Here is a 7,974-nt window from a genome sequence, read left to right on the forward strand (position 1 = left end):
GAGCTCTGTCAGGGCAGAGGCTGTTTTCTAGCGCGTCATGTTGTCCATAGTTTTGCCCGTTCGTTACGAAGTGTTTCTCTTGCTGCAGTGCAGCAGGGGTTTGGGCAAAAAGATGCCGGGCAGGCCGCGATGGGGATCAAGGCCTGCCCGGCAGTGGGGCTGGATTCGTATCAGGGGTGGGGTCAGGCCGCGTGGGCAAGTGTCCTGATGACGGAATCCGGGCCGGTTACCGTGACGTGGTCACCCCGTTGGCGACGGCGGACAAGCCATTCGTTGAGCATTTCCGCGGTTGTGTGATCGATCACGTGGACGCGGTCGAGATCTACGTGAACCGGACGCGCCGGAGGAAGCTGCTCAAGCGCATTGGTCAGGCGATTGAGACCAATGAAAGTGGCGGCCCCTTCAAGCTGCAACCGAACCGTTTCGCCCGCGGGCTTTTCGCCAACGCGGAAGCCGAGATTTCGCACATGCGGCAGGACTTCCACAGCGGAGAGGGCAAGGCCGACGAGCACGCCAGTGAGCAGATCGGTAGTCACGACCAACACGAACGTCACCGCCCAGATCAGCGCGGGCAGGATGCCGTGAACGCGGAACAGGTGGCTGACATGCTTGAGGCTGACCAGCTTCCAGCCGGTGACCACGAGCACGCCGCCGAGGGCAGCCATCGGCACCTCGCGCAGGAGCCACGGCAACAAGGCGACGAAGCCGAGGATCCAGATGCCGTGCAGAACCGCGGACAGGCGCGTCATGGCGCCGGCCTGGACGTTGGCAGACGAGCGCACGATCACGCCGGTCATCGGCAGGGCGTTGAACACGCCGCAGAGCAAGTTGCCCACACCCTGCGCGCGCAGTTCCTTGTTGTAATCGGTGCGCACACCGTCGTGCATGCGGTCAACCGCCGCAGCCGAGAGCAGCGTTTCGGCGCTGGCGATGAACGCGATGGCCAAGGCCGAGAGCAGAAGCGATGCATTGCCGAGCACGCCGAATGCTCCGCCCTCGAGGGGCGTAAAGGCGGCTGCGATCGAATCCGGAACGGAAATGCGCGCAACTTCGAGTCCGGCGACCGAAGCGACGATGGTTGCAGCCAGCACGCCGAGCAGCGCGCCGGGCAGGAGGCCGAGGCGGGCAGGCTTGACCTTTTCCCATACGATCATCGTGCCGATGGTGAGCAGGCCGAGCATGAGCGCAAGTTCGGTCGAGCGCAGATCGAACGGGGTCAGACCGAGGACGCGCGCGGGCATCATGGCAAGGTTCTCGACCCCGCTCGACATCGGCTTGGCGTCAAACAGGATGTGGAACTGGCCGATCACGATCAGCGCGCCGATGCCGGCAAGCATGCCGTGGACCACCGCCGGGGAAATGGCTCGGAACACGCCGCCCAATTTGGCAACGCCCGCCACGAACTGGAGTGCGCCCGCAAGGACGAGGACCGGACCAAGCGCCGAAAGGCCGTTGTCGCGGACGAATTCGAAGACGATGACGGCAAGACCGGCGGCGGGACCGCTGACCTGCAGCGGCGAGCCTGCGAGAAGGCCGACGACAATGCCGCCGATGATCCCGGTGACAAGACCCTTTTCAGGGGGGACGCCCGAAGCAATCGCGATGCCCATGCACAAGGGCATGGCGACGAGGAAGACGACGATCGACGCGGTGAAATCACGCGCGAAAAAGCGGAAAGCGCCAGCCCTTCCCGCTTCCTGCGCCGCCGCTGGGGTGGCGGTAGTCATTCAGCAGCCTCGGCATAATAAGGTTCGCTGGCGGCGCGCGTCTGCGCGGGCAGCGCAACGGGAAGTGGCCGATCTTCGCGCAGCGGGGTGAACTGGCCGGTATCGCCATCGAGGCCGAGCACCATTCCAGCAGAAATATCGACGAACCAGCCGTGGAGCGCCATCTCGCCGCGCGCAATGGCTGCGGCAACAGACGGGTGCGTGCGCAAGTGCGCGATCTGGGCAATGATGTTCTGCAGGCTGACTGCGCGGACGCGCTCGTCGCCGTGGAGATGCGGCGAACAGCTCGAGATGACGTGCTCTGCCGCTGCGCCATGGCGCAGCCACGCGACGACGTTCGGCATGCCTTCAGGAGCCTCGGGCGCGGAAAGCGCCTTCATCGCGCCGCAGTCGCTGTGGCCGCAGACGATGATGTCGCGCACGCCGAGCGCGACGACCGCGTATTCGACCGTTGAGGACACGCCGCCATTCATCGTGGAATAGGAAGGGACCATATTGCCGGCATTGCGGCAAACGAAGAGCTCGCCGGGTTCTGCCTGCATGATCTGTTCGGGCACGATGCGCGAATCGGCGCAGGAAATCATCAGCGCCTTGGGGGACTGACCCTCTGTCGAGAGTTTGCCGAACAGTTCGCGGCTATCGGGGAATGTGGTCTTTTCGAAGCTGAAGACACGGCCGAGGAGTTCGTTCACGAGTGTCATCCTTTCCAGATACGGAGCGGTTGACCGCGGCGCAGTTGCCGCGATTGCGAACAAAGGTAGGGCTTGTGCTTTTCCTCAATCGGGCAGGCTTGTAACGAAATATTTCTTGTATTTCAGTCCATCGCGCAGGGAAGGCGAACGGTCACGCAGAGTCCGCCGCCCTCGCAGTTACGCAAATGCAGCATGCCATTTTCGAGTGCGATCGCCCGGTCGACGATGGGTAGGCCCAACCCCATTCCAGGCGTGTCGCGGCTGCGCGCGGTATCGAGCCGGACAAACGGCTGGAGGACATCGTCAAGCCGGTCGACCGGAATGCCGGGTCCGTCGTCCTCGAAATCAATTTGGGCCATGTCACCATCGCGCCTGATGGTTACCCGGACATTTCCGGCGTAATGCAGCGCGTTCTCGAGGAGATTGGCGAAAGCCCGGCGGACAGACACCGGCCGCGCCATGATCTCTAGGCTTTCGAGGCCGTGGAAAGTGGCATCGTGCCCCTCATCGGACGCCGAATCCACGAGAGTCTGCACCATGACCGCGACGTCGATCCGTTCAGGCGGAATGCGCGACCCTCCCGTCTCGACAAAGGCCTGGAGCGATTCCAGCATGTGCCGCATTTCGCCAAGATCATCGGACATGTCGCCCGCTGTCTCGGTGTCCAGCCCCGCGCGCTCGATACGCAATTGCATGCGCGAGAGCGGGGTGCGCAGATCGTGGCCGATGGCGAGCATCGACTGCGTGCGGTCGGTCATCGACTGATGGATGCGGCGTTGCATCAGATTGAAGGCACGGATCAGTTCGCGCACTTCGCCGGTGCCCTGCTCTGCCACCGGAACCGGTGGCCCGGCGCCGACCTTGCGCGTGGCCCGCACCAGTGACCCGAGCGGTGCCAGTGTGGCCCGGAACAGCACCCAGGCCAGCACCACCAGCACCAGCGTGGGCAGCATCAGGGTGACGATGCGGCCCGCGTTGAGCGTCCACGCGTCGCTGGCATAAGTCTGGAATTGCAGCACGCTGCGGTCGCTGAGAAGGACGGACCCGACGATATTGCCCGAAGACCCGAGCGCTTTGAGATGCAATTGCAGGTCGGCGTGATCGAGATCGCTGGCTACGTCGAGGATCTGCTCGCGCATGCCACCGAGCGTTACTGTGCCGTTTGGCCGCGTGCCCTTCTCGCGCCATTCGAAGGCGAACCGCGGCGTGCTGAGATCGCGGGCGATGCGGGCGCGGTCAGCCAATGGTGTGCGCTCTATCGCCCGGGCAGCGATAACGAGATGCTCCGCTACGCGCGCCGCATCGTCCTCACGCAAGGCGAAACGGCTGGCGCGGTCGAACAGCAGGGTGTTGGCGGCAAAATCCACGCCCGCGACCAGCAGCAGGATCGCCAGCAGCCGCTCGGGCAGACCAAACCGCCGGAACAGGGTCAAGCGCGTTCCACCTCGGCGCGGAACATATAGCCCACGCCGCGCACCGTGACGATCGGCGCCTTGCCGCCCGCAGCGGTCAACTTGCGGCGCAAGCGGCTGACCAGTACGTCGACGCTGCGATCCGAACTGTCGCCCAGACGCGTGCGCGACAATTCGATCAGGCGTTCGCGTCCGAGAACGCGCTGAGGCTGGCCGATGAAGGTGGCGAGCAGATCAAATTCCGCACCGGTGAGATCTACCATGGCCCCGCTTGGCGAATGAAGCTCGCGCCGGGCCATCGAGACGCTCCAGCCATCGAAGCGGATGTCCCCGCTGCGAGAGCCGGTTTCGCCTGCGCTGTCGCTGCCGGCAAGCGTCTGGCGGCGCAACACAGCACCGATCCGGGCAACGAGTTCGCGCGTGCTGAACGGCTTTGGCAGGTAATCGTCTGCCCCGAGTTCAAGCCCGAGAACGCGATCTTCCTCGCTGCCGCGTGCGCTGATGAAGATGATCGGAACGTCGCTCTGCCGGCGCAGACGGCGGAACAGTTCAATCCCGCTGGTGCCGGGCAGCATGATGTCGAGGACGACAAGATCGGCTGGTTCGCTTTCTAGCGCGACCCACATTTCGGCGCCGGTTGCGGCCGTGCGAACGACATAGCCGTTCTCGCGCAAGGCACGCGCCGTCAGCGTGCGAAGCGGGCCGTCGTCTTCCACCAGGACTATAGAGGGAGATTGCATGCGTTTCCGGTGTGGTTGCGGCGCCGGTGCAGAGATAGGGTTCTCGCGCTCGGCTGCCAAGGTGCGATGATCAGGAAGGGGTGTTGCCGGTGCTACCATGCACCTCGACCAGGCCTGAAATGCGGGATGCCGGGATGTGAGCCGCTACCGCATTGCCATGACTGTCTTCGAAGCGCACGCGCAACTTCGCCTGGCCGTGTTGCGGCCATGCTGCAGCCAGATCCTTCATGGCGGCGTCGGTGAGATGCAGGGTCAGGCGCGCGTGGAGATTGCAGGTTCCGCCGATGCTGTCGGGGCCGGGGCAATCTTCCTCCCACTGCGACACCGGTTTGACCGGCACCACGTGGCTGCGTCCGGCAACGTCGAGGGTCGCAGTCCGGAAATCGAGATGCGCGCCTTCATAGACGACTTCATGCTCGATCATCCCTGCGGGCGTGTTTTCTGCCGCCACTGCAGGGCTGGCTGATACGAGTGCAAGTGCCGCCCCGGCAAGGAGGGGGGACAGCACGCCGGGGCGACGAATGCGCATCAGGCTTCGTCCGCCTGGCGGGCCGCTTCGGCACGCTGCTGCGCGGCCTTGCGTGCCTTTTCGTTGAAGCAGCCGATGCTCTTTGTCGGATCGGGATGGCAGACGATGCGAGCGGCAGCGGCCTGCTTCGGTGCAGCATCGCGGGCGGATTTGTGCGGGAGGCACTTATTGGGCCGTCCTGGTGCTGCGGCACAGGTCACACTGTAAGGAGCATCGACGACAGATGTTGCAGGTGCAGCGCTGAGCGCTGCGGCGAAGAGGGAAACGAGGATCATGAAACGGGCTCCGGAACGGTTGGTCGGTACCCGCAGAATTGGTCATCCCGTTTTGCGCATCATGGGCGCTGGCGTGACAAAATGTTGCTGCGTTGCAAAAAGATTGGGCAAAAAGATGGGAAGCGCGCTGCTCAGGCCGCGCCAAACTGGCTGAGGTCGAGCGTCTCGCTGGGTCCGAGCCACATCACATGGGCGGTATGATCGGCAAGATCGTTCCCGCTGTTGCCATGGGCGAAGACCGTGAAACGCCCGCGATGGGCCATTATCCATTCCAGCGCCTCACCGATCCGCGCCGCAGGGACCGTCATCTGGCAGGAGCCGCGCGGATGCGGGCCGACAGGACGGATGTGGACCCGGCCCATCGCTACGCCGAGTGCCTCCTTCATTGCGGCGCACAGAGCACCGGCTTCCTCGGCTTCGTCCGGGTCGAAATAGAAATGGGCGTGATAGTCGGCGAAATGGATCATGCCCCGGTCTTGCCCGACGCCCGGCCACTGTTCAATCGGCAAGACACACATTCGGACATGCGCGTTTCGGTCGGAGAATTTCCGCTTTCTCGGGTTTGCATCAGGAGAGAAACTGGCATTAAGCCTTGGACCATGGTCTAACAGCATGGGCACGGTGCACTGCGGTAGAACAGGTGCGCCAAGAGCAGATCTGAACGTAGAATCGAAACAGGAGAGCCTGAAATGGGCGAGGCAGTCTATCCGGTCCCCGCTGAGTGGGCACAGAACGCGCTGGTTGACGAAGCGGGTTATAACGCGATGTATCGCCAGTCGGCCGAAAATCCGGAAGCCTTCTGGGCCGACCATGGCAAGCGCCTCGAATGGATCAAGCCCTATACCAAGGCCAAGAACACCTCGTTCAATGAATCCGATTTCGGCATCCGCTGGTTCGAGGACGGCACGCTCAACCTCTCGGCCAACTGCCTTGACCGCCATCTGGAAACACGCGGCGATGCCGTGGCGATCATGTGGGAGCCCGATGGCCTGACCGAACCCCACCGCGAGATCACTTACCGCCAGTTGCACGAAGACGTCTGCCGTTTTGCCAACCTGCTCAAATCCAGGGGCGTGAAGCGCGGCGAACGTGTCACGCTCTACCTGCCGATGGTGCCCGAGGCAGCCGTCGCGATGCTTGCCTGCGCGCGGATCGGCGCCATCCATTCGATCGTCTTTGCAGGGTTCAGCCCCGATGCGCTCGCAGGCCGCATCACCGATTGCGACAGCCGCATCGTCCTCACCACCGATGAGGGCCTGCGCGGCGGGCGCAAGGTGCCGCTGAAGGCCAATGTCGATGAAGCGCTCAAGCAGTGCCCCGGCGTCGACACCGTGATCATGCTGCGCCGAACAGGCGCGGACGTCGGCTTCACCGAAGGCCGCGACATAGATTGGGCCAGCGCCGCTGCCGAGCAGTCTGCCGAATGCCCTCCTGAGGAAATGGGCGCGGAAGACCCGCTGTTCATCCTCTACACCTCCGGCTCCACCGGCAAGCCCAAGGGCGTGCTGCACACCACCGGCGGCTATGCGGTCTGGGCCTCGATGACGCACGAATACGTGTTCGATTACCGGCCCGGCCAGATCTACTGGTGCGCGGCGGACATCGGCTGGGTAACCGGCCATTCCTACGTCGTTTACGGCCCGCTGATGAACGGCGCGACGACCGTGATGTTCGAAGGCGTCCCCAACTTTCCCGACGCAAGCCGGTTCTGGCAGGTCGTCGACAAGTTCAAGGTCGAAATCTTCTACGGCGCTCCTACAGCCTTGCGCGCGCTGATGCGCGAAGGCGACGACTGGGTGAAGCGCACAAGCCGCGCCTCGCTCCGCCTGCTGGGATCGGTGGGCGAGCCGATCAATCCCGAGGCGTGGGAATGGTATCACAAGGTGGTAGGCGACAGCCGCTGCCCGATTGTGGACACATGGTGGCAGACCGAAACCGGGGGCGCGATGATCACCCCGCTGCCGGGCGCCACCGCGCTCAAGCCCGGCTCCGCCTCACGCCCGTTCTTCGGGGTAAAGCCTGCGCTGGTCGATAATGACGGCACACTCCTTGAAGGCGCGACAGACGGCTGCCTTGTCATCACCGACTCATGGCCCGGCCAGATGCGCACCGTCTGGGGCGATCACGAACGCTTCTTCCAGACCTACTTCAGCACGTTCAAGGGCATGTACTTCACCGGCGACGGCTGCCGCCGTGACGAGGACGGCTATTACTGGATCACCGGCCGCATCGACGACGTTATCAACGTCTCGGGTCACCGCATGGGCACCGCCGAAATTGAAAGCGCGCTTGTCGCCCATAGCAAGGTCGCCGAAGCCGCCGTCGTCGGCATGCCGCACGACATCAAGGGACAGGGCATCTACGCTTTCGTCACCTGCAATGCCGAGATCGAGCCCGACGACGCCCTGCGCAAGGAACTGATCGCATGGGTCCGCCACGAAATCGGCCCGATCGCCACACCCGACGTGATCCAGTTCGCCCCCGGCCTGCCCAAGACCCGCTCGGGCAAGATCATGCGCCGCATCCTGCGCAAGATCGGCGAGAACGACGTGTCGAACCTGGGCGATACCTCGACGTTGGCCGACCCCGGCGTAGTGGA

8 protein-coding genes (1 of these 8 running past the window's edge) are annotated in these 7,974 nt (G+C 63.8%); 1 reads left to right on the top strand and 7 read right to left on the bottom strand.

Features of this window, described 5'->3' with window-relative positions:
• Window positions 1–182 precede the first annotated feature (182 nt).
• From RM192_RS13140 to RM192_RS13170, 7 genes are all read right to left on the bottom strand, one after another.
• A complete protein-coding gene (locus RM192_RS13140) occupies window positions 183–1,727 on the bottom strand; it encodes a SulP family inorganic anion transporter (RefSeq protein ID WP_311508013.1) in 1,545 nt (514 codons plus the stop codon).
• On the bottom strand, window positions 1,724–2,419 hold the full coding sequence (locus RM192_RS13145) for a carbonic anhydrase (RefSeq protein ID WP_311508014.1): 696 nt from the start codon (window positions 2,417–2,419) through the stop codon (window positions 1,724–1,726). Before RM192_RS13145 ends, RM192_RS13140 begins: the two co-directional genes overlap by 4 nt.
• Window positions 2,420–2,541: 122 nt before the next feature.
• Window positions 2,542–3,852, bottom strand: a complete 1,311-nt coding sequence (locus RM192_RS13150) for an ATP-binding protein (RefSeq protein ID WP_311508016.1) — start codon at window positions 3,850–3,852, stop codon at window positions 2,542–2,544.
• Window positions 3,849–4,571 (bottom strand): response regulator transcription factor, encoded by a 723-nt coding sequence (locus RM192_RS13155; protein WP_311508017.1) that lies wholly within the window; start codon window positions 4,569–4,571, stop codon window positions 3,849–3,851. Before RM192_RS13155 ends, RM192_RS13150 begins: the two co-directional genes overlap by 4 nt.
• A 70-nt stretch (window positions 4,572–4,641) precedes the next feature.
• Window positions 4,642–5,100: a hypothetical protein gene (locus RM192_RS13160; protein WP_311508018.1), complete on the bottom strand. Its 459-nt coding sequence runs from the start codon at window positions 5,098–5,100 to the stop codon at window positions 4,642–4,644.
• The gene (locus RM192_RS13165; protein ID WP_311508019.1) at window positions 5,100–5,375 is read right to left on the bottom strand and encodes a hypothetical protein; all 276 of its coding nucleotides are present in this window, start codon (window positions 5,373–5,375) and stop codon (window positions 5,100–5,102) included. Before RM192_RS13165 ends, RM192_RS13160 begins: the two co-directional genes overlap by 1 nt.
• 131 nt (window positions 5,376–5,506) lie before the next feature.
• The gene (locus tag RM192_RS13170; RefSeq protein WP_311508020.1) at window positions 5,507–5,842 is read right to left on the bottom strand and encodes a DOPA 4,5-dioxygenase family protein; all 336 of its coding nucleotides are present in this window, start codon (window positions 5,840–5,842) and stop codon (window positions 5,507–5,509) included.
• A gap of 222 nt (window positions 5,843–6,064) precedes the next feature.
• Between RM192_RS13170 and acs the strand changes: the two genes are divergently transcribed.
• A protein-coding gene (gene acs, locus RM192_RS13175) for an acetate--CoA ligase (RefSeq protein ID WP_311508021.1) crosses the window boundary here: on the top strand, window positions 6,065–7,974 show its 5' portion. Its footprint extends 40 nt past the window's final position; only the first 1,910 of its 1,950 coding nucleotides appear in the window; its start codon is at window positions 6,065–6,067; the stop codon falls past the right edge of the window.

The sequence above is a fragment of the Novosphingobium sp. MMS21-SN21R genome, assembly GCF_031846015.1.
Classification (GTDB): domain Bacteria; phylum Pseudomonadota; class Alphaproteobacteria; order Sphingomonadales; family Sphingomonadaceae; genus Novosphingobium.